Here is a 20,372-nt window from a genome sequence, read left to right as displayed (position 1 = left end):
GGCACCGGCGCGGAAGGCGGCGGCCCGCCGTGGCCACCGGCCGGGCGCGAGCCCGGACGGGTACGCACCGAAGGAGACGCCGTGCCCGACCCGACCCCACGGCCCGCCGACGACGCCCGCGAAGGCGCCACCCGCGACCGCGCCCTCCCCGCGGACACCGTCCCCGCCCGGCTGCCGGCGCAGCCCGGACCGGACCGCGCGCACCCCACGGACCGCGCGCACCTCCCGGGCGATGCCGGAGCCCCGGACCCCTCACCGCCCCCGGGCGGCCGTCTCCCCCGCTGGCGTTCGGTCCTGGCCGTGGTCGCCCACCCCGACGACGAGTCCTTCGCCCTCGGCGCCCTCCTCGCCGCCTTCGCCGGGGACGGCGCCCGGGTCTCCGTCCTCTGCCTGACCCACGGCGAGGCGTCCACGCTGCACGGCGTCGCCGGGGACCTGGAGCGGTTGCGCGCGGACGAACTCACGACCGCGGCCGGTGTCCTCGGCATCGGCGACGTCCGGCTGCTGTCCTATCCCGACGGGCACCTCTCCGCCGCCGACCCCGGTGAACTCGCCGGCCGGGTCACGGACGCCGCCCGGGAGACGGACGCGGAAGGGCTGCTGGTCTTCGACCCCACCGGCGTCACCGGGCACCCCGACCACGCCGCCGCCACGGCCGCCGCCCTCCGCGCGGCCGGCGGCCTCGGCCTGCCCGTCCTGGGCTGGACCGTCCCGGAAGCGGTGGCGGACCGGCTCCGCCGGGAGTGCGGCGCCGCCTTCGACGGCCATCCGCCCGAGGCCGTCGACCTCACCGTCACCGTGGACCGCGCCCCGCAGCTCAAGGCCGTCGCCTGCCACCGCAGCCAGGCCGTGCCCGGCAGCGTCCTCTGGCGGCGCCTGGAACTCCTCGGCGACCGCGAACACCTGCGCCGGCTCCGCCCACCGGGCCCCTGACTCCGGCGGCTCCGGCGGCTCCGGTGAATCCGGGGACTCCGGGGACTCCGGGGACTCCGGGGACTCGGCCCCGTCCCGGACGCGTCAGCAGGCGTCGGCCAGTTGCTGCTCGATGGCGCCGACGGTGTCGAGCAGGGCCCGCGCGACGCCGCGCAGATCCCTGGTGTTCACCGTGTCCCCCACCACGACCGCGGCCACCGGGCCGGCCCTTCCGAGCCGGACCGGGGCGGCCAGTTCGACCAGGTCGGGGATGCACTCGCTGCGGGCGTAGGACAGGCCGGTCCGCCGGATGCGCTCGAACTCGCGCCGCAGCGCGTCCCTCCGGCCGCGGGTCGCGCCCTCTCCGGCCCCCGCCGTGCCGGGGAGGTCCGCCGGATCGCGCCGGGACAGCGCGAGCAGGAGCTTGCCCGCCGCCGAGCCGTGCGCCGGGACCGGCTGCCGCAGCGCCATCGCGAGCCGGGCGTGCTCCTGCCCGTACAGGGTCCCGACATGCTGGACGTTCGTCCCCGACAGGGTGCCGAGGCTGACGATCCTGTTGGTGAGCTGGAACAGTTCGAGCAGGAACGGGGTGACCGGGTAGCTGAGCCGCTGCACCCCGGCGGGACCGCTCGTGGCCCCCAGCCGGGACAGATAGGTGCCGAGTTCATAGGATTTCGACTCCCGCCGGACGGCCAGGCCGATGTCGGTGAGCGACAGCATCAGACGGTGCAGCGTCGACTTCGGCAGGTTCACCAGACGCGACAGCTCCGACAGGGTCAGCGGCCGCGACGCCTCCGCCAGGGCCTCGAGTACGGCGAGCGCCTTGCGCAGCGGGCCCCCCGGCATTCCGGGCTCGGCCGTCCTCACCGCCGTCCCGGCGGCTGCCCCCGGGCGCGGCGCCCGGGGGTGTCGTTCACCGTCCACCGTGATGCTCCCGTCACCGAGGCACACACCAACGGCTCCATGCCTACCTGCGCCGGGACGGCGGACTCAAGATCGTCCGGGGTTGCTGTCCCGAGGGTGCTCGGGGTTGGGCCCTTTTGACGGCACGGAACCGGCCCCGGGGCCTGCGCGGGTCCGGCACCGCACATCCGGCACCGCACATCCGGCACCGCGCGTCCGGCACCGGAGCAACGACCGTTCCGGAAAGTGGAAACGGCCGTAGCTCGGCCGGCCTTGCTCTCCGTACCGTCCTGGCCATGGCTGATGTGAGCTCGTACCAGAACGCGGCGGACGGCGTCGCCCGCCGGGTCCTGCTGGCCGGCCCCCGTTCCTTCTGCGCAGGCGTCGAGAGGGCCATCGAGATCGTGGAGCGGGCTCTGGAACAGCGCGGCGCCCCGGTCTACGTCCGCAAGCAGATCGTGCACAACGTCACGGTCGTGGACGATCTGGCGGGGCGGGGCGCGGTCTTCGTCGAGGAGCTGGACGAGGTGCCCGACGGCGCGACGGTGGTGTTCTCCGCGCACGGGGTCTCCCCCGCCGTGCGGAAGGAGGCGGACCGGCGCGGCCTGGAGGTCATCGACGGAACCTGCCCCCTGGTCGCCAAGGTCCATGCCGAGGCACGCCGCTTCGCCGCCCGCGGCGACACGGTGGTGCTCGTCGGCCACGCCGGGCACGAGGAGGTCGAGGGCACGCTCGGGGAGGCGCCGGAGTCGATGGTGCTGGTCTCGACGCCCGACGAGGCCCGCGAGCTGCCGCCCGATCTCGGGCGGCAGGTCTCCTACCTCACCCAGACCACGCTCGCGGTCGACGAGACCGCGGAGGTCGTCGGCACGCTGCGGGAGAGGTTCCCGCTGCTGCAGGAGCCGCCGTCCGACGACATCTGCTACGCCACCACCAACCGGCAGGCCGCGCTGAAGGCGATCGTCGGGGAGTCCGACCTCGTGCTGGTCGTCGGCTCGGAGAACTCCTCCAACTCGGTCCGCCTGGTGGAGCTCGCACAGCGCGAGGGCACCCGCGCCGAGCTGATCGACCAGGCCGCCGACATCCGCCCGGAATGGCTCGCGGGGGTGCGCACCGTCGGGCTGACGGCCGGAGCCTCGGCACCGCCCGCCCTGGTCACGGAGGTCGTGACCAGGCTGGGGGCGTTCGGTCCGGTCCACGTCGAGGAGCGCGAGATCGCCCGCGAGACCGTGAGTTTCGACCTTCCCTCGCCCCTGCGCGGTGCCGCGCGGCGGACGGCGGACGGCCGTTCCAGCTGAGCGAGGAGAACCGTGTCACCAACGCTGCTCGGCCGGGTCACCGGTCCCCAGGAGCTCAAGGAACTGCGTCCGGAGGAACTGCCCGCGCTGGCGGGCGAGATCAGGGAGTTCCTGATCGACAAGGTGTGCGCCGCCGGCGGGCACCTCGGCCCGAACCTCGGCGTGGTCGAACTGACCATCGCGCTGCACCGCGTCTTCGACTCGCCGGCGGACCGCATCGTGTTCGACACCGGACACCAGTCCTACGTCCACAAGATCCTCACCGGCCGGCAGTCCGCCTTCTCCGCGCTCCGCACGGCGGGAGGACTCGCCGGCTACCCGCAGCGCGAGGAGTCCCCGCACGACCTCGTGGAGAACTCGCACGCCTCCACGGCACTGTCCTACGCGGACGGCCTGGCCACGGCGGGGCGGCTCCTCGGCGAGGAGCACCGCCGCGTGGTCGCGGTCATCGGGGACGGCGCGCTGACCGGCGGCATGGCCTGGGAGGCCATGAACAACCTCGGCCGCGCCGGACAGCCGGTGGTGGTGGTCCTCAACGACAACGGCCGCTCGTACGACCCCACGGTCGGCGCGGTGGCCGGGCATCTGGCCGCGCTGCGCGGCGGCAGGCTCCGGGGCCCGAACCTCTTCGAGACCCTCGGTTTCGCCTATCTCGGCCCGGTGGACGGGCACGACGTCGCCGCCGTGGAGCTGGCCTGCCGCCTCGCGGCGGGGCTCGACCAGCCGGTCGTCGTCCACTGCGTCACCGAGAAGGGCCGCGGTTACGCCCCGGCGGAGAACGACAAGGCCGACCGCATGCACGGGATCGGCGTCATCGACCCCGGGACGGGCCGCCCGCGGGCCGGCTCCTCGCGCGGCTGGACCGGCGCGTTCGGCGAGGAACTGGAGCGGATCGCCGCCGGGCGGCCCGATGTCGTCGCCCTGACCGCCGCGATGCGGCAGCCGGTCGGCCTGCACGGGTTCTCCCAGCGGTTCCCGGACCGGGTCCTCGACGTGGGCATCGCCGAGCAGCACGCGGTCACCAGCGCCGCGGGGCTGGCCATGGGCGGCCTGCACCCGGTCGTCTGCCTCTACGCCACCTTCCTCAACCGCGCCGTCGACCAGATCATGATGGACGTGGCCCTGCACGGTCTGCCGGTGACGTTCGTCCTGGACCGTGCGGGCATCACCGGTCCCGACGGGCCCAGCCACCACGGCATGTGGGATCTCGCGCTGCTGGGCGCGGTGCCGCGGATGCGGGTCGCGTCGCCGCGCGACACCGTCCGGCTCGCCGAACTGCTGGGCGAGGCGCTCGACACCCCCGACGGTCCCACCGCGCTGCGCTTCCCCAAGGGCGGCGCCGGTCCGGAGATCCCCGCCCTGACCCGCATGGAGGGGCTGGACATCCTTCACCGCACCCGGTCCCGGCCGCTGGACGTCCTGCTGGTCTCCACCGGGGTCCTCGCGGCCCCCGCCCTGCACGCGGCGGAGCTGCTGGCCGAGGCGGGCATCGGGGTAACCGTCGTCGACCCGCGCTGGGTGCTGCCCGTCAACCCCACCCTCGCCCATCTGGCGTCCCGCCACCGGCTCGCGCTCTCCGTCGAGGACGGGGTGCGCGCCGGGGGCGTGGGCTCGGCGCTGGCACAGCTCTGCTCCGACGCCCGGGTCCGCACCCCGGTGCACACCCTGGGCCTGCCCCGGGAGTTCCTGAGCCACGGTGAACGGCCGGCCATCCTCGCCGAGCACGGCCTCACCGCGCAGTCCATCGCCGAGTCCGTACTCGCCCTGCACGACGCCGCGCCGGCGGCGCACACCCCCGCAGCACCCCTCATCCGGGAAAGGACACCGCGGTGACCCAGGTCGCACTCGGAATGCCCGCACTGCCGGCCGCCCCCCTCGCCGAACGCCGGCGCACCCGCCAGTTGCGGGTGGGACCGGTCGGGGTGGGCAGTGACCACCCGGTCTCGGTGCAGTCGATGACCACGACCGTCACGGCCGACGTCGACGCCACCCTGCAGCAGATCGCCGAACTCACCGCCGCCGGCTGCGACATCGTCCGCGTCGCCTGCCCGAGCGCCGACGACGCCGAGGCGCTGCCCGCGATCGCCGCGAAGTCCAAGATCCCGGTCATCGCCGACATCCACTTCCAGCCGAAGTACGTCTTCGCGGCCATCGAGGCCGGGTGCGCCGCGGTGCGCGTCAACCCGGGCAACATCAAGAAGTTCGACGACAAGGTGGGCGACATCGCCCGCGCGGCCCGGGACCACGGCACCCCCATCCGGATCGGGGTGAACGCCGGCTCGCTGGACCAGCGCCTGATGCGCAAGTACGGCAAGGCCACCCCGGAGGCACTGGCCGAGTCGGCGCTGTGGGAGGCCTCGCTCTTCGCCGAGCACGGCTTCCACGACCTGAAGATCTCCGTCAAGCACAACGACCCCGTGGTGATGATCCGCGCCTACGAGATCCTCGCCGAGCAGTGCGACTACCCCTTGCACCTGGGCGTCACCGAGGCGGGGCCGGCGTTCCAGGGCACCGTCAAGTCCGCCGTCGCGTTCGGGGCGCTGCTGCGCCAGGGCATCGGCGACACCATCCGGGTGTCCCTCTCGGCCCCGCCGGTGGAGGAGGCCAAGGTCGGCACGGAGATCCTGCGGTCGCTGAACCTGCGCCCCCGCAAGCTGGAGATCGTCTCGTGCCCCTCCTGCGGCCGGGCCCAGGTGGACGTCTACAAGCTCGCCGACGAGGTCACCGCGGGTCTGGAGGGCATGGAGGTGCCGTTGCGGGTCGCCGTGATGGGGTGCGTGGTCAACGGCCCCGGGGAGGCGCGCGAGGCCGACCTCGGTGTGGCGTCCGGCAACGGCAAGGGCCAGATCTTCGTCAAGGGAGAGGTCGTCAAGACCGTTCCCGAGCACCGCATCGTGGAGACCCTCATCGAGGAGGCCATGGTCCTCGCGGAGACGATGGAACCGGCCGGCGGAGGAAGCTCCGTGACGGTCGTCGCCGACTAGCGAGGGATTCCCCTTGGGGGAACCAGAACAACTCGATCACCCGGCTCCCCGAAAGTCGGCCCCCGTATGGTTCATTGCATCGTTTTCCGACGGTCACTGCCATATTCGGCCACTCTCGGGGAGTTTTCACGTTGCTGGCACAGTGCGGCCCACCGCCGGACATGCACAAGACATCAACGACGCGACGGCTGACGGCGTTTCGGCGCCGGAACCTCGCCCCCTTTCCCAGAAAGGCGCAGCACGATCCCCCGTCCGGGCCCGTCCCGCGACCGGCCCGCCCGGCCGCCTCGCCCTTTCCGGACGCGCTGAGCGGACGATTACTCGTCAAGCCGTGAACAAGCTCGGGAATCACCGCGATCGGCGCCTGGCATTGCGACGGAATGCCTCGACGAACACGCTGCCCCATCTGGAGGTTTCGCCATGACCGCCAACACCGTGACACGTTCGATAAAGGCACTGGTGCGGGCTCCGGATCCGCTGACGCAATCTGCCGTCAGCGGTCATCTCGGTTCCGCACCGAACATCGAGATCGTCTCGGAGGAACGCCCGGACCCGGCCGACGTCGCCGTGGTCGTCGCGGAGCGGATGACCGTGGAAGTGACGTCATTACTGCGCAAGATCAAGGCCACCCTCCGGGTGCCGGTGGTGCTGATCCCCTCCGAGATCGAGCGGGCCGACCTCTTCATGGCGGTCGAGTGCAACGTGGTCGCGGTGCTGCCGCGGGCCGCCGCCACCAGCAAGCGCATCGAGGAGGCGGTGCTGACCGCCGCGGCCGGCGGCGGCGTGCTCCCCTCCAAGCTCCTCGGCGAGCTGCTCCGGCAGATCGAGCGGATGCAGCGCGAGGTGCTGTCGCCGCACGGCCTGCACAACTCCGGGCTGACGCCCCGGGAGATCGGGGTGCTGCGGCTGATGGCGGAGGGCCTGGACACCGCCGAGATCGCCGACAAGATGTGCCTGTCGGAACGGGCGGTCAAGCGCGTCATCTTCGGGGTCACCCGGCGACTGAACCTGCGCAACCGGCCCCACGCGGTGGCGTACGCGCTACGCAGCGGCGTCATCTGACCGGGCGCCGGCACCCCGCGCCGGCCCGGTCCCGGCTCCCGCCGCGACGGACTCCGCCGGAGTCCCGGGGACGGCCGCCGCCCATCGCAGGGCCCACGGCGGCCGTCCCTCCCGGCGCATCGTCCGGCGCAGCAGCACCACATAGGCGATGTCCAGGGCGACATAGGTCGGCACCAGCACCTGGAGCAGGTGGTGGGACGGGTAGAGGACGAACGCGGTGAGTCCGGCGAAGACGGACCCCACCAGCTTGGCGACGGCGATGTGCAGGGACTGCCCGGCACTGGACCCGCGCCGCTTGAGCATCAGCAGGAACGAGGCGCTCAGCGGCACCTGGATGATCATGCCGGTGTACATCCCGTCGCGGTCGTGGAACTCGTTCGCCCCGGCGACGACGACCAGCGACGCCCAGACCAGCACCCCGGCCAGCGTCCACCGGAGGACACGCGGCGAGTGAGCGGGGTAGTCGCGCGGCCCGAGCCGCAGCGCCTGGTACAGCAGGACGGAGTTGAACAGCAGCCAGAAGAAGTTGATCTGCCGCTGCGTGGGCGTCTGCTCCAGCACGAAGGTCAGGCTGAACTCCCACGCGAAGTTCACCGCCACCATGTAGGCGGGGATGCCCACCCGGCCGTCCAGGACGGCCTGCCGGATGGCCAGCACATAGGTGAGGAGCCAGCCGACCGCGGTCGGCCCGGCGAGGGCCCAGAAGAGCCCGTCCGGTACATCGGCCGCCCCCTCCGTGACCGGTGCCGGCTGCGACATCGGGATGAGGAAGGGGGGCAGCCATTCCATGGGAATCCTTCGGGGACGGGGCGAGGGTGACGGGGCGAGCGGGAGAGGACCTTCGGGAGGGACGGGCGGGACGGCGGCCGGCCGGGTCAGAGGCTGGGCACGACGAGGTCCAGGCCGAAGAACGAACCGCCGTACAGCTCCTGGCCGATACGGGGGTTGAGCAGGGCGTGGCGGGCCGCCGTGTTGCCGTCCCGCCAGTACTGCTGCAGGGGGTTCGACTCGGCGAAGGCGGCCGCCCCGTGCGCCCACATCAGCTCGTCGAGCGCGAGAGTGACCAGGTTGACCGCCTGGCCGACGTCACCGCGGATACGGCGGAGTTCGCTCTCCGGGATTCCGGTGGCCGCGCGTGCGGCCTCGTCCAGGACGTCGGCGGCCCGGTTCACGTGCAGTTCGGCCGCGTCGATCGTCAGGGCCGTCCGGCCGAGCGCGGACACGAAGGTCTGCGAGTCGGGCTGGCTCGTGTACCGGCTGGGCGCGACGCCCCGTCCCGGCGCCTTGTCGACGACGAAGGCGCGGGCGGCCTGGCCGATGCCGACCACCACGGAGGCGCAGACGACGGCCATGGCGGCGATCGCCGCGGTCCGCAGCAGCGGTGGCAGCGTGACGTCGGTGGTGTTCTCCCGCCCTCGCTGCCGCTCGCCGGAGATCACCCGGTGTCCGGGGACGAACGCCTCCCGGAGCACGACGGTGTGGCTGCCGGTGGCGCGCATGCCGACGGTGTGCCAGGTGTCCTCGATCGTCACGTCCGCGGTGGGCACCAGCAGCGAGAGCCCGCCCACGGGCTCCCCGTCCCGGTCGGTCTCCCGCGCGACCAGGATCGTCCAGTCGTCGTGCAGGATCCCGGAGGCGTACGGCCAGGACCCGGTGAGCAGATAGCCGCCCTCGGTGCGTACCGCGGTGCCCGTGGCCGCGAAGACGGAGGCCAGCTTGGCGCCGGGGTCGGCACCGAACACCTCGTCCCGGGCGGCCTGCGGGAACTTCGCGGCGAGCAGGTTCGACCCGTTGATGTTGTTGACCACCCAGGAGGTCGACGGGCAGTAGTGGGAGAGGGCCTTGGCGACCTCGCCCATGGTGCGGACGTCGGTCTCCAGTCCGCCGTAGGCGCTCGCGGTCCAGAGGCTGCTCAGCCGCGCGTCGTCGATCGCCCGCACGGTGGCGTCGGGCAGCTTCCGTTCGCGCTCCCCCTCGGCCACGCCCTCCGCGAGGACCGGCCCGAACTTGTGCACGGTGCTCACCAGTTCGGCTCGGAGTTCCAGCAGGTCCGTTCGTGCGTTCGTCATGATCACCAGTCCGGGCGCTCGGAGATGAGATGGGTGTGGTCGTAGTAGTCGCGCCAGGCGGCGATCCGCCCGTCCCGCAGGTCGAACGCGGCCATCACCTTCAGGTTCAGGGCGATCGGCGTGCCGTCGGCGCGGAACATGCTCTCGATCCGCTCGGCCAGGACGGTGTCCCCGGCCGTGGCCATGTGCCGGAACCGGACCTCCAGGCGCGCGAAGTCGGCGGGCAGGAGCGCGAAGATCTCCTCCTTGCCCCGGCAGACCGGGGCTCCGGGGTTCTCCCACACGCAGTCGTCGGTCAGGAAGCCGTCCACGGTCCTCCTGACGTCGGCCGGGGCCGGCCCCATCCGGGTCAGGAAGGCGTGGACGACGCGCTCGGCGTCGGTGGTGGGCACGGGCTCACCTCCCGGGGGCCGTGGCGCCGGAGTGGCCGAGGACGCGGTGGAACGCCGCGCCGAGGTCCTGGTCGGGGTGCGGGCCCGCGTGGGCGGCGCGCCAGGCGACGTGCTGGTCCGGCCGTACGAGCAGCGCGCCGTCGTCCTCGATCCCCCGCACCGCGGCCCAGGCGCCGTCGGCGTCCCAGTGGTCCGCCGCGTCGGGCCGGCTCCCGATGGACACCACGGTGAGCGGCACCCGGTGGGTGTCCGCGGCCTTCTTGGCCGCGACCGCCCAGCCCTCGCTCAGCGGCCCGGTGATCAGCACGAAGCCGGCGTGGCGGCCGACGAGGTCGAGCGTCGACACCCGGGTGTCACCGCGCCGCAGCCACGCGTGCGGCAGCCGGTGGCCCGGCCTGGTGACGGGGTGGTGGGTGGCGCCCAGCGGGTCCCGGGGCGGCGGCGGGGTGCCGTCCGGGAGCACCGCCCCGGCCGGGTAGGAGTGGCCGAGTTCGATGTCGTGCGCCTGGTACTCGATCCGCTGGGTGGCGAACACCTCGCGCACCACCGTCCGCCGGGTCTCCCCGATCGGGGTGCCGAAGAGCAGCTCGCGGAACCCGGCCCGGGTGGCCTCCGGCTGCCCGGGCACCAGGCCGAGGCCCGCGAAGAGGACCCCGTAGTTGCGCAGGCAGGTCATGGCCCAGGTCACGTTGCGCTCGGCGACGGGCAGCCGCTCCGACTCGTACGAGTCCAGCAGGGCGTCGCCGGCCCGGCCGCCGAGCACGGCGCCGAGCTTCCACGCGAGGTTGTGCGCGTCCTGCACCGCCGTGTTCAGGCCGCCCCCGGCGGCGGGCGGCTGCCGGTGCGCCGCGTCCCCGGCGAGGAAGACCCGCCCGGCGCGGAAGGCCCGGGCCACGACGGCCTCCGGCCGGTACTCGCTGACGTGGCGGACCCGCACGCCCAGCTCCGGCGGCAGCTTCAGCAGCTCCCGTACCCGCGCGGCGATCGCCTCCGTGCCGAGGTCGACCTCGGCGCCCGGAGCCACCCGGAAGTGCAGCGCCCATTCGTCGGAGGCCAGGCCCCACCCGGGTCCGGTGGCGACGACCACGGACACCTCGCCGTCGGGGCTGATGATGTGGGTCATCAGCACCCCGTCACCGGGCCACCAGCGCGACAGGTCCGCGCTGAAGTGCACCGAGATGATGGTGAAGCCGCCGCCGGCCCCGTCCATCGGTACGTCCAGCGACCTGCCGATGCTCCTGCCGCCGTCGGCGCCGAGCAGGTAGCGGGCGCGGACGGTGCCCGTCTCGCCGGTGGACCGGTCGGTGATCCGCGCGGTCACCCCGTCCGCGTCCTGGGTGAACTCCGTCATCTCGTGGTGGAAGAGCAGGCGGGCCGGAGCCCGCCGCTCCGCGTGGCGGCGCAGCAGCGGTTCGAGCCGGTGCTGCGGGAGGTTGGTCGAGGGGCCGGGGCTGTCGGCCGCGTACGGCCCGGCCGTGGCGCCGCCGCCGAAAGCGTCCATCCGGTGCAGTTCCCGGGCGTCCAGGGGGCCGTCGCCGCCCAGCGACGTATACCAGGCGATCTCGCTCATGTTGGCGAGCGGGGCGCTGATCCGGTAGACGTCGTCGGCGATGCCGTGCTGGCGGAAGATCTCCATGGTGCGCTGGTTCAGGTAGTGCGCACGGGGCAGGACCGAGGTCGACTCGCGGCGCTCCACCAGCAGGTGGGGCACGCCCGCGTCGGACAGGAAGACCGACGCGGCGAGTCCGCAGCCGCCGCCACCGACGACGAGAACCGGCACGTCTGCGTCAAGCATGGGTTGTCCCCCGGGGTCGGGCGGGCTTCCGGCGGAGCGGGTCACTCATCGGAAGCCGGCGTGTTCTCGTGCAGGGTGATGACCGCGGCCGGGCACCGCAGGGCCGCTTCCCGGACCGGTGCGTGCTCGCGCTCCGGCGGAGCCGCGTCGAGCAGGAGCACCGTGCCGTCCTCGTCGCTCTGGTCGAAGACCGCCGGGGCTATCGCGGCACAGTTGCCGACCGCGATGCACCGGCCGGTGTCGGTCTCCACCGTCATGGCCGTCTCCGTCTCCATGGCCGTCTCCGCCTCCTGACGGGTCACCAGGTGACCGGGAGCTTGTTCACGCCGAAGACCAGGGCGTTGGTCCGGTAGTCGACCTCGTCGTGCGGGACGGCCGGACGCAGGGCGGGGAACCTGGTGAACAGGGCCGGGAGCGCGACCCGCAGCTCCATGCGCGCCAGTTGCTGGCCGAGGCACTGGTGCGGGCCGAAGCCGAAGGCCAGGTGGCGCTGCGGGGGGCGGCGCACGTCCAGGCGGTCCAGGTCCTCGCGGGCCGCGCCGAGGTCCCGGTTGGCGGCCAGTGCGGACGCCACGACCCGTTCGCCCTCCTTGATCTCCTGGTCGCGGACGCGGATGTCCCCGGCCGCCTGGCGCGGCAGGATGGCGGCCGGCGCGCAGTACCGCAGCAGCTCCTCGACGGCACCGTCGACGGCCTCGGGGTCGTCGCGCACCACCGCGAGCTGGTCGGGGTGGCGGAGCAGCAGGGCGATGCCGGCGGAGAGGGTGCTGGCGATGGTCTCGTGCCCGGCGATGAGCAGCATGTTGCCGATGCCCGCCAGTTCGCTGTCGGTCAGCTGGTCGCCGAAGTCGCGCACCACACGGCCCAGGACGTTGTCGCCCGGGTCCTCCCGGTGGCGCGCCACGAGACCGGCCATGTAGGCCTCCATCTCGGCCGCCTTCTCCATCTGCACCTCGCGGCTGGTGGTGAAGTCCAGCGCGATCGCGGTGCGGCGCTGGAACTCCTCGCGGTCCGCGTAGGGCACGCCCAGCAGTTCGCAGATGACCGCCGTGGGAATGGGGGCGCAGAAGGTCTGGACGAGGTCCGCGCCCGGGCCGGCCTCCTCCAGCGCGTCCAGCGCGGACGCGACGACGTCCTCGATCCGGGGCCGCAGCTCGCGCGCCCGCTTGGTCGTGAACGACCCGGTCAGCATACGCCGCAGGCGGGTGTGTTCGGGTCCGTCGTAGCTCAGCAGATTGCCCGCCTGGTACGGCATGGAGCCGCCCATGCGCAGCCGGTCGTCCGCGAGCACGCTCTTGACGTCCTCGTACCGGGTGACGACCACGGCGTCGAAGGCCCCCAGCAGCGGGCTGGGCACCGTGGCCCGGCGCAGCTCCGGGTCCTGCTGCGCCTCGTACAGTTCCGGGGCGGGGGTGAACGGGCAGCCGGCGGCCCGTCCCCCGATGGGGATGGCTGCGGACTCGGTCATGAGATCGCCTTTCTGTTCGTCGGGGGGCGGCGGGAAAGGGGCGTCCGCGCGGCCGCGGGACGCCGCCGGGGAGCCCGCCGGGTGACGCGCCGCATCAGAGCTGCCGGCCCAGGATGAATCCGGCGACCTCCAGGAACGCGCCGCGCACGTCGTCCGGGATGCGGGCGGCGTCGAGGCATTCCCCGGCCGCGGCGACCTGCCGGGCCGCCTCGTCCCGGGCCCAGTCGCGTCCCCCGGCCCGTTCCACGAGGTCGGTGACGCGCTGGACGGCGCCCTCGGTCAGGGGTTCGGGACGCAGGTACAGGGCGCGGAGCTCGTCCGAGCCGGGCGCGTTCAGCGCCGCCACCACGGGCAGGGACTTCTTGCGGGCGCGCAGGTCGGCTCCCACCTGCTTGCCGGCCCGGTCCGGGTCGCCCCAGATGCCCAGCAGGTCGTCGACGAGCTGGAAGGCGAGCCCGATGTGCTCGCCGAAGGCGCGGAGCCGCTCGGCCACGGCCCGCTCACCGCCCACCAGTTCGGCGCCGAGCGAGCAGGCGCATCCCAGCAGGGCACCCGTCTTGTCGCCGGCCATGCGCAGGCACTCGGGCAGGGTCACGTCGTCGCGCCGCTCGAACGCGACGTCGGCGGTCTGGCCGTCGATCATCCGCTGGGTGGCGGTCATCAGCGACACGGCGGCGGAGCGGGCCCCCGCGCCGGGCGCCTCCAGCAGCACGGACGTGGCCGCGGTGACCATCGCGTCGCCGGCCAGGATGGCGTCCGGGACGCCGAAGACCGTCCACGCGGTGGGGCGGCCCCGCCGGGTCTCGTCGCCGTCCATGATGTCGTCGTGCACCAGCGAGAAGTTGTGCACCAGTTCGACGGCCAGCGCGGCGGGAACGCCGTCCGCGTCCGCCGCGCCCGCGGCCCGCGCGGACAGCAGCGCGAGGGTGGGCCGGACCATCTTCCCGCCCCAGGTGCCGGTCGGCCGGCCCGAGGCGTCCGACCACCCGAAGTGGTAGTGGGCGATCCGGCTCATCTCCGGGCCCAGGTGGGAGCGGACGGCGTCGCGCAGGGCGGGGCCGAGCATCGTCCGGCCGGTGTCGAGTACCGGGGAGAGGTCCCGGACCGGTGTCGTCGTCATGAGCTCCACCGGCCGTCCGCGCGGGGAACCGGGAGACGGGAGGCCGTCCGGGACCGGTCCGCGCGCGGACGGTCCGGGAACGCACTGGCGTGTCGCATGGTGCACCTTCGCTGTCGGCTCGTGAGGGTCACGGCGTGGGCAGGTCACGGGGGGTCGGCACGGCGGTGGTCAGCAGGGCCCGCCGCAGGACCCGGGGGGAGGTGAGCAGGGTGCGGGGCGGGGTCAGCAGGAAGAGGACGTCGCGGTTGGCGGTGCACACCACCGGGTCGCCCGGCACGCGGTCGCGCACCCGGGCGAGGTACCGGTCCAGCAGCCGGGCGACGGGGCCGCTGCGCACCGCGTTGCCGGTGGCCCCCGGCATGGGGCTGTCCGCACCCGTCGCCACGTCCCACGCCGGGCGGGAGGAGCGCAGCACCGCGCGCTGGAGGGCGTGCGCCGGGGGGACGCGTCCGCCCGCCAGTTCCCGCTTGAGGGCGACGGCGCTCAGCGCCGCCACGGACAGGCCCTGGCCGTAGACGGGGTTGAGCGCGCACAGCGCGTCCCCGACGACGAGCAGTCCGGTGTGGTCCCGCCCCAGGCGGTCGTAGCGGCGGCGCCGGTTGGCGGTGTGCCGGTAGCCGACGGGCCGGGTGACCGGGCGTGCCGTGCTCAGCCATTTGTGGACGGCGGGGTGCGGCAGCCGGTCGGCGAAGTCGGTGAAGCCCTCCGGGTCGGTGGGCGGGGCCTGGTCCCGCGGGCCGGAGAGGGTGACCAGCCAGCGGTCGCCCTCGGCGGGCAGGACGATGGCGCCGAACGGCTGCCCGGCGTCGGGCACGATGTAGAAGCCCCTGAGGTCCCCGGCCGGGTCGTCGGCGTGGAAGACGCAGGTGGCGTAGGCCCGTCCGGTGTCCACCACCTCTTCGGCGGGGGGCCGGCCGCCCAGTCCGGCCAGCCACTGGGGCGTGCGGCCGGCCCGCCCGGTGGCGTCCACGACGAGGTCGGCCGTGAGGTCCTGCCGGGTGTGGTGACCGGTGCCGCGGTCCCGGACCACGACACCGGTGATGTGCCCGGGCCGGCCGAGCAGGCCCGTCACCTCGGTCCCCGTCCGGACGTCGATACGGGGGCCGGCCAGGACCCGCCGGCGGACGCGGTGCTCCAGGAGGGGGCGCGACGGGGTCATGATCGGCGCGGACGGATTACGGCGCGAGATCCACTGCCCCGCCTGCCACACGCCGAGGTCCCCCGGCACCGCCAGGCGCGGGGCGCCCGCCTCCGTCAGCTCCGTCAGCAGCCCGGGCAGCAGCTCGTCCAGGGCGTTCATCCCGCTGGTCAGCAGGACATGGGTGTGACGGGACTGCGGCACCCCCGCCCGGGGCCCGGGAGCGTCCTCGTAGTGGTCGCGCTCGAGTACGGTCACCCGCTCCGCGTGGTCCGCGAGGACGTGCGCGGTGAGCAGCCCGGCCACGCTGCCGCCCACGACGACCACGTGCCGCAGCCGGGGACCCGCGGATGACACCGACGGCGCGGGCGACGCGGCCGGTGCGGCCGGTGCGGGCAGCGCCCGGGAGGCGGGGGCGCCGCCCCGGCCGGGGTCCCGGTCCGATCGCGGCGGCGGCGCGGCCGGCCGCTCGCCGGCGGGCCCGTCGTCCAGCCGGGCGGCCAGGAAGCGGCCGCCGGAGGTCTCGCCCGTGCCCGGCAGGTCACCGAGCATGTGGCCGACCAGTTCCAGGTGCGTGCTCCGCCACCGCCGCACGGCGTCGTCCAGCTCCCCGAGGCGCCGGGCCTCCTCCGGCGGGCGGCCTCCGCCACCGTGCCGCGTCAGCCGCCTGACCCGGAGGAACAGCTCCTTGAACTGCTCCGACTCCAGCCCGCTCGCCGTGCCGAACCGGTCCCGGAACCGCAGGAAGTCCTCCCGGCGCAGGGTGCTGCGCAGCAGCGTCAGCTGCCCGGTCAGGGCGTCCACCAGCCGTACCGCCCGGTCCACCCGGTGGGTGAAGCAGGACCGGCCGCACCGGCCGGCGTCGAGGTGTCCCAGGTCGACGAGGACCTGGCTGAGCAGAATCTCGGACGCCTGGTGCACGACGATGAACAGCCGCTCGCTGTCGCTCAGGTCCCGCTGTTCCGGCGGGGTGAGCGGCTGCTGCGACGAGAGCAGTTCGTCGAGACGCAGGTACGAGGCATAGGTCGGGTGGGGCATCGGGCCAGCTCCTCGGGGTGAGTCCGCGCTGTACGCGCCGCACGCGCTACACCAGGCGACCGGGCACGGTGAGATCCATCAGCGCGTCCCGGTGGACGCCGGGCGGCAGGGCCTCCAGAGCCGTCGTGGCCATCCGCACATGACGGTGCGACACCTCGCGCGCCGCCGCGATCCCGTCGTACGCGTGGACCAGCTCCGCCATGGCCTCGTAGCGCGCGCCGACCGGGACGGAGGTGTCCGCGAGCAGGCGCTCGATCCGCCGCTGCCGCTCTCCGGAAGCGCGTTCGTGGGCGAGCAGCACCGGCAGGGTGGGCCGGCCGTTGCGGACGTCGGAGACGTTCGGCTTGCCCGCCCGCGTCCCGTCGTAGGCCATCAGGTCGTCGCGTATCTGGTACGCGATGCCCAGCTGGTCGCTGTACTCGCTGAGCGCCTTCAGGGACGTGTCGTCCGCCCCGCCCAGGGTGGCGCCGACACCGCAGGCCATCCACAGCAGGGCGCCGCTCTTGTCCGCGATCATGTCGAGGTAGGCGTCGACGGGGCAGATGCCGCGGCTCATCCGGATCTCCCGGAGGGCCGCGTCCCCGATCCGCAGTCCGGCCCGGGACAGGACCGTCAGCGCCTCCGCCACCCGCGCCGCGGGGGCCCCGGCCTCCCGGCATTCGGCCAGGGCGGCGAAGCCGTGGAAGAACAGCCCGTCCCCGCCGACGATCGCCGCCGGCTCCCCGAACACCGTGTGCGCGGCCGGTTTGCTGCGCCGCTCCCCGTCGCTGTCGATGATGTCGTCGTGCATCATGGCGCCGACCTGCACGCATTCCAGTCCCACCGCCGCGGGCAGAACGGTCGCTATGTCACCTCCCACCGCGAGACTGGACCGGACCACCAGCCAGGGGCCCATCATCTTCCCGAACGGCACCAGCCCGTACCGCACCAACTCGTCGAGGCCCGAAACGTTGTGCGGCCACCGGGTCTCGACCTCGGCCCGCACGATGGCTGCCACTTCCGGATCAGCGACCTGAGGAACATCGACGTCGGTCATGTGGACGACGTTAGGGAGGCCGTACCGGGCTGTCGTCGGTGCCGGCCCGCCTCGGCCCGAGTGGGACCGGGGAATGGCATCTTCGGTCCGCGGCCGGGGCCGGAACCTCAACCGGGACCGCGGCCCGGACCTCGACCGGGGCCGCAGCCGGGGCCGCGGCCGGGCCCGCGGCGGCGGACGGACGGCGCCGCGCTCAGGTGACCGCCTGCGTCAGCCGGCCTCCCAGGCTGGCCGCCGCCAGTTCGACGCGCGAACGGCAGCCGGTGCGGGCGAACAAGCGGGTCAGGTGATTCTCCACGGTCTTCTCGCTGACCTGGAGGCGCAGCGCGATCTGCCGGTTGGTCAGACCCTCGCCGATCAGTTCGATGATGCGCCGCTCGGTGGCGGCCAGGGCCTCCCGCCGGCCGCGGGCCCGCGGCGCGGGAACCCCGCGTTCACGGGTCACCGCGCGGACGCGTTCCAGCAGCGACGACGCACCGCACCGGGTGGCCAGGCCGTGGGCCTCGCGCAGCCACGGGCGCGGGTCCTCGGCGAACCGCGCGACGACGAGGCACGAGTCCATCAGCGACGGCAGGTCTCCCCGTTCCCGGGTCAGCTCGGTGGCCAGCCGGGCCTCGTGGACATCGCGGTGCACCAGGGCGCGCGCCAGGAAGAGGCTCTCCGCCGCTTCCGTCCCGGTCTCGTCGCGCAGGAGTTCGACCTCCTCCAGCAGGCCGGCCGCGCCGTCGTGGTCGTCGGCGAACGCGGCGGTCCGCACCGCCCGCATCAGCAGGAGGTGCAGGCCCGCCCGCTGTCCGGCCGCGCGCTGCCGGCGGCTGACCCGCCGGGCCAGCGGCGCGGCCCGCCGGTCACCGCCCGTGCGGTTCAGCAGGCCGATCCGCACCCAGGCGCGCATCACGGCGAGCCCGGGGACCGGCACCGCGTCGTCCAGCCACTGGGCCGCCTGCCCGGGCTCGCCGCGGGCGGCGCAGATGTCGGCGGCGATCAGACGAGCCGCCTGGTGCGCCAGCGTGTCCCCGGCGTACGACAGTTCCAGTTCCCGGACCGCGGACATGGCCTGCGACCAGTCGGCAGCGGCATAGTCGCGCACCACCCGGCGGTACACGCCGAGCACACCGGTCGCGGGAACCCGGTGGGCCGCACCGAGCACGAGCTCCGCCACGGAGGCGATGTCGCCCACGGCGGCCGCGCAGTGCAGCCGGCCCACGTCCCGGGCGGACGGTGCCCGGCCCGAGCGGCGCCAGGCCCGCTCACAGGCGGCCGGGTCGCCGGACAGCGCGGTCGTCAGCAGGTGCATCCGGTCGTCCGGGAACAGCTCCCGGCTGCCGGCCGGGTCCGGCGGGCCTGCCTGTTCTGCCGGGTCTGCCCGTTCTGCCAGTCCGGCAGGTCCGGCAGGTCCGTCAGAACAGGCAGATTCGGCAGGTCCTGCCGAGCCGGTCGCCCCGCCCGCCCCGGGCACCCTGCCGGGCCCCGCCGGGCGGCCGAACCACCACTCCGCGAACCCGATCGGCTCGCGGCCCGTGACGCCCTCGTCCAGCAGCGACCGCACGGCCTCCTCGGCGGGCGGCTCACCGGAGTGCAGGGCGACCAGCACGGCGGCGAGGCGGATCTCCGCCGACGAGCTCCGGGCCCCGCCCTGTTCCGCCTCCCCGGGGCCCTGTTCCGCGTACTGGGTGAGCACGTCGCGCAGCAGCTCGTACCGGCCCGTCCGGAGGACGAGGTCCAGCAGCCGGGTGAGCGTACGGGCGTGTTCCGGCCCGCCCGGGGTCAGGCGGCGCAGCGCGGCCGCGCACCACAGGGCCGCGCGTTCCGGCTGCTCCCGCTCGGCGTCCTCCGCCAGTTCCAGCAGCCGGGTGACCATGGGCGCTTCGAGCGCGACCGCCGCCCCGCCGCGCGCGATGTGGTCGGCGAGCACCACGGGGTCGACGCCGCCGCTCCGCCGGTGCCGGGCCAGCAGCCGTTCGGCGACCGCCGCGTGCAGCGCGGCGCCGCCGCGGACGCCCGGCCCGCCGGCGGCGGAGGCCGCCAGGGCGGGGCACCGGCAGCTCACCCGGCCCGCCGGGTCGGCGACCAGCACCTCGGCTTCGATCAACTGGTCGAGCACGCGGCCGCAGTCGGTGAGGCCGGTTCCCATCACCTCGGCGAGCAGCGGCAGATCGGTGACGTTGACGCCGTCCCACACGGCGACCGACGCCAGCAGCCGCGCCGCGGGGTCGCCGAGAGCGGCGGCCCGGCGCAGGAGGTGGTGGCCGGCGGGCAGTTCGATCGGCTCCGACGGCGCGCGCAGGCACAGCCGGCCGCGGAAGACGGTCAGCCGGCCCCGTGCGCGCAGATCGGCGAGGGTGGCCAGCACGGTGCCGGGGTTGCCGAACAACGGTCCCAGAGCGGTGCGCAGGAGGCCCGGCACCGCCTCGTCGAGGCGCGCACCCTGCGCGCGGCGCACCAGGGACTCCGCGACGTCGTCGGCCAGCGGCCCGAGGGTCACCACCCGGTCGGCGGCGGCCAGCAGTTCGGCGAGGCCCGGGGTGTGCTCCGTACCGGTTTCGCAGGTGGCGAGCACCAGGCATCCGGAGCGGCGTGCCGCGGTGAGCACGGGGGCGGGTTCGGCGACCGCGTGCACGTCGTCGGCCAGGACCGCGGTGCGCCCCTGGCGGCCGATCCCGTCGAACAGGTCGCCCAGCGCGGTGACGATGGACGGCCTCCATCCGCCGGTGTCCCGTCCCGCCGCGTCACTCAGCCGGGCCACCGCGGCGAGCGCGTCGGCCGGCCCGGCCTCCTGGAACTCCTCGAACCGGTCGCGCACGGTGCGCACCAGCGGTGCGAGGGCGAACGCGTCGTCACCGAGGCGGTCCGGACCGGTGCCCGGGCGCACCGGCAGGACGCGTAACCCGGCCGCGCGCAGCATCCGCTCCGCCTCGTCCAGCAGCGCGGTTCTGCCGATACCGGCCTGCCCCCTGAGGACGATCAGGCGTCCGCCGCCGGCTGCCAGCGCTTCGCGCACCACCGCCAGTTCCTGATCCCTGCCACGGACCGCCGTACGCGCTCGGGCCACTGCCGGTCTCCTCTCATGACACCCCGGGCGGCGAGGACCCGCGGGGCTGCCGCCCTGTCCCGTGCCGCTGCCTCGGACGGATCCGGGGCCGGCCCGTCCCGGAGT

General features: G+C 74.4%; 16 protein-coding genes. 5 read left to right on the top strand and 11 right to left on the bottom strand.

Features of this window, described 5'->3' with window-relative positions; genetic code table 11:
- Positions 1-81 precede the first annotated feature (81 nt).
- Entirely contained in the window at positions 82-933 is an 852-nt protein-coding gene (locus LIX60_RS21030) for a PIG-L deacetylase family protein (protein ID WP_227959871.1), read from the top strand.
- Positions 934-1,017: 84 nt separating this feature from the next.
- Here LIX60_RS21030 and LIX60_RS21025 read toward each other — a convergent pair whose 3' ends face one another.
- Positions 1,018-1,758 (bottom strand): IclR family transcriptional regulator, encoded by a 741-nt coding sequence (locus tag LIX60_RS21025; protein WP_227959870.1) that lies wholly within the window; start codon positions 1,756-1,758, stop codon positions 1,018-1,020.
- A 353-nt stretch (positions 1,759-2,111) separates the two neighbouring features.
- On the opposite strand from LIX60_RS21025, the gene LIX60_RS21020 reads away from it, so the two are divergent.
- The 4 genes from LIX60_RS21020 to LIX60_RS21005 all read left to right on the top strand — a co-directional run bounded on the left by LIX60_RS21020 (position 2,112) and on the right by LIX60_RS21005 (position 7,159).
- The gene (locus tag LIX60_RS21020; RefSeq protein WP_227959869.1) at positions 2,112-3,113 is read left to right on the top strand and encodes a 4-hydroxy-3-methylbut-2-enyl diphosphate reductase; all 1,002 of its coding nucleotides are present in this window, start codon (positions 2,112-2,114) and stop codon (positions 3,111-3,113) included.
- Between the two features lie 12 nt (positions 3,114-3,125).
- Positions 3,126-4,946 (top strand): 1-deoxy-D-xylulose-5-phosphate synthase, encoded by a 1,821-nt coding sequence (locus LIX60_RS21015; RefSeq protein WP_227959868.1) that lies wholly within the window; start codon positions 3,126-3,128, stop codon positions 4,944-4,946.
- Positions 4,943-6,097, top strand: a complete 1,155-nt coding sequence (gene ispG / locus LIX60_RS21010) for a flavodoxin-dependent (E)-4-hydroxy-3-methylbut-2-enyl-diphosphate synthase (RefSeq protein ID WP_227959867.1) — start codon at positions 4,943-4,945, stop codon at positions 6,095-6,097. Before LIX60_RS21015 ends, ispG begins: the two co-directional genes overlap by 4 nt.
- A gap of 420 nt (positions 6,098-6,517) precedes the next feature.
- Complete coding sequence (locus LIX60_RS21005) at positions 6,518-7,159, top strand: response regulator transcription factor (RefSeq protein WP_227959866.1); 642 nt, start codon at positions 6,518-6,520, stop codon at positions 7,157-7,159.
- Here LIX60_RS21005 and LIX60_RS21000 read toward each other — a convergent pair.
- The 10 genes from LIX60_RS21000 to LIX60_RS31785 form a co-directional block, all read right to left on the bottom strand.
- On the bottom strand, positions 7,139-7,948 hold the full coding sequence (locus LIX60_RS21000) for a hypothetical protein (RefSeq protein WP_227959865.1): 810 nt from the start codon (positions 7,946-7,948) through the stop codon (positions 7,139-7,141). The two genes, LIX60_RS21005 and LIX60_RS21000, sit on opposite strands and share 21 nt — an antisense overlap.
- A gap of 86 nt (positions 7,949-8,034) precedes the next feature.
- Positions 8,035-9,228: a hypothetical protein gene (locus LIX60_RS20995; protein ID WP_227959864.1), complete on the bottom strand. Its 1,194-nt coding sequence runs from the start codon at positions 9,226-9,228 to the stop codon at positions 8,035-8,037.
- A gap of 2 nt (positions 9,229-9,230) precedes the next feature.
- A complete protein-coding gene (locus LIX60_RS20990) occupies positions 9,231-9,620 on the bottom strand; it encodes a limonene-1,2-epoxide hydrolase family protein (protein WP_227959863.1) in 390 nt (129 codons plus the stop codon).
- A gap of 4 nt (positions 9,621-9,624) precedes the next feature.
- A complete protein-coding gene (locus LIX60_RS20985) occupies positions 9,625-11,415 on the bottom strand; it encodes an FAD-dependent monooxygenase (RefSeq protein ID WP_227959862.1) in 1,791 nt (596 codons plus the stop codon).
- 41 nt (positions 11,416-11,456) lie between these two features.
- Positions 11,457-11,717 carry a ferredoxin gene (locus LIX60_RS20980; protein WP_308101694.1) on the bottom strand — a complete coding sequence of 87 codons (261 nt, stop codon included), beginning with the start codon at positions 11,715-11,717 and terminating at the stop codon, positions 11,457-11,459.
- A complete protein-coding gene (locus LIX60_RS20975) occupies positions 11,714-12,883 on the bottom strand; it encodes a cytochrome P450 (protein ID WP_227959861.1) in 1,170 nt (389 codons plus the stop codon). Before LIX60_RS20975 ends, LIX60_RS20980 begins: the two co-directional genes overlap by 4 nt.
- Positions 12,884-12,977: 94 nt before the next feature.
- Positions 12,978-14,003 carry a polyprenyl synthetase family protein gene (locus LIX60_RS20970; protein WP_227959860.1) on the bottom strand — a complete coding sequence of 342 codons (1,026 nt, stop codon included), beginning with the start codon at positions 14,001-14,003 and terminating at the stop codon, positions 12,978-12,980.
- 127 nt (positions 14,004-14,130) lie between these two features.
- A complete protein-coding gene (locus LIX60_RS20965; protein ID WP_227959859.1) occupies positions 14,131-16,179 on the bottom strand; it encodes a tryptophan 2,3-dioxygenase family protein in 2,049 nt (682 codons plus the stop codon).
- Positions 16,180-16,225: 46 nt separating this feature from the next.
- Complete coding sequence (locus tag LIX60_RS20960) at positions 16,226-17,215, bottom strand: polyprenyl synthetase family protein (protein ID WP_227959858.1); 990 nt, start codon at positions 17,213-17,215, stop codon at positions 16,226-16,228.
- Positions 17,216-17,408: 193 nt separating this feature from the next.
- The gene (locus LIX60_RS31785; RefSeq protein WP_227959857.1) at positions 17,409-20,267 is read right to left on the bottom strand and encodes a LuxR family transcriptional regulator; all 2,859 of its coding nucleotides are present in this window, start codon (positions 20,265-20,267) and stop codon (positions 17,409-17,411) included.
- Positions 20,268-20,372 lie beyond the last annotated feature (105 nt).

The organism is Streptomyces sp. S07_1.15 (assembly GCF_020739505.1).
Classification (GTDB): Bacteria; Actinomycetota; Actinomycetes; order Streptomycetales; family Streptomycetaceae; genus Streptomyces; species Streptomyces xinghaiensis.
Note: the sequence above shows the minus strand (reverse complement) of the source record. Positions and strands in the feature narration are given on the sequence as shown.